Origin of the sequence: Mycobacterium gordonae, from assembly GCF_002101675.1 — a bacterium.
GTDB lineage: Bacteria > Actinomycetota > Actinomycetes > Mycobacteriales > Mycobacteriaceae > Mycobacterium > Mycobacterium gordonae.
Genome location: NZ_LQOY01000129.1, coordinates 1 through 1,400 on the forward strand (window position 1 = coordinate 1; position 1,400 = coordinate 1,400).

Genomic DNA, 1,400 nt, shown 5'->3' on the forward strand with positions numbered 1-1,400 from the left:
CCGATCACCTGATACTCCCGGGCATAACCACCGAACAACGCCGCAACCGCCACCGAGATCTCATCGGTCCCCGCCGCGGCCACCGCCGTGGTTCGGCTCGCGGCAATAATGTTCGCCTCTTTGATACTTGAACCGATACCCGCCAAATCAGTTGCGGCGGAGGCGATTAGCTGAGGTGCTGCAAAGAGCTGGGTCATGGGGCTGGGCTATCCGTTGATCCCGGTTGATCCAGCCGCACCGGCCTTGCCGGCGTTGCCGGGGGTGCCGGGCACGTTGTCGATGTTGCCGCCCGAGGCCTCGCCGCGGGCGCCGCCGTTGCCGACTGTGGTACCTCCGGCGCCGCCTTCGCCTCCCGTTCCTCCGGCGCCGGCACCGCCGTTTCGTCCGGCACCGCCGACTATCCCACCGGCCCCGCCGGCGCCGCCTTGCAGACCGCCGGCGCCTCCGTTGCCGCCTTGACCGCCCTGGCCGCCGTCGCCACCGTTACCACCGTTGCCAGCGGTATTGTCCGAGCCGCCGGTAGCGTTGGCGCCGTTGCCGCCATGTCCGCCTGCGCCGCCATCGCCGCCCGCGCCACCGGCACCACCTATACCGGCGTCGCCGCCGGCACCGCCGAAGCCGATGAGTTTCGCACCGGCGCCGCCGTTGCCGCCGACGCCACCCTGGCCGCCGGTGCCGCCGACGCCACCGCTTCCGCCGGTTCCGCCGTCACCTCCCGAGCCGCTGATGCTGCCGAAGTGGGCGCTGTCCGAATGTCCGCCGGCGCCTCCGTTGCCGCCGTTTCCGCCGTGGTCACCAGCGCCCCCGAGGCCACCGATGCCGCCTTGGCCGCCCGCTCCGCCGTTGCCGATCAGCAGCCCTGCGTTACCGCCATTGCCGCCGGCACCACCCGCGCCGCCGTTGAGTGGCGGGGTCTCGCCGGAAGCGCCGTCACCGCCTCGTCCACCGCTACCGCCGAAATTATTGGTTTCGTTTCCGACGGCCCAGCCGCCATTACCACCGTTGCCACCCGAGCCGCCGGGCCCGCTGCCCGGTGCGCCATTGCCCCCGTCGCCCCCGTGGGTGCTGTCCGCCAGAACATCGTCGGGGGCATTGACGTTTCCGCCATTTCCGCCATTCCCGCCGTTGGCGCCGCCTGGTCCGGCCGCGCCGCCGTCGCCGCCCCGGCCGGCGTTCACGGTGAAACCACTGGGGTTGGTGCCATCGGCGCCGCTGCCGCCGGTGCCGCCGTTCTGGCCGGGTCCACCAGCGGTGCCGGTGAGACCACTGCCGTCCGGTTGCACAGAGCTGTTGGGGTGGGCCGGTGTCACGTTGACGCCGTTGGCGCCGGTCCAGCCGGTGCCGCCTTGGCCGCCGTTGCCGCCGTTGCCGATGAGGTAGGTGTTGCCGCCGGTGCCGAA

Annotated in this window: 1 protein-coding gene and 1 pseudogene; both read right to left on the reverse strand. The window is 72.1% G+C overall.

Translation table 11 applies throughout. From position 1 onward, the window contains the following. On the reverse strand, positions 1 to 197 hold a 197-nt coding region (locus AWC08_RS19395; RefSeq protein WP_142283676.1), incomplete at its 3' end, for a PE family protein. 9 nt (positions 198 to 206) lie between these two features. Continuing rightward, positions 207 to 1,400: pseudogene (locus tag AWC08_RS39115) on the reverse strand (PE family protein); the annotation flags it as partial.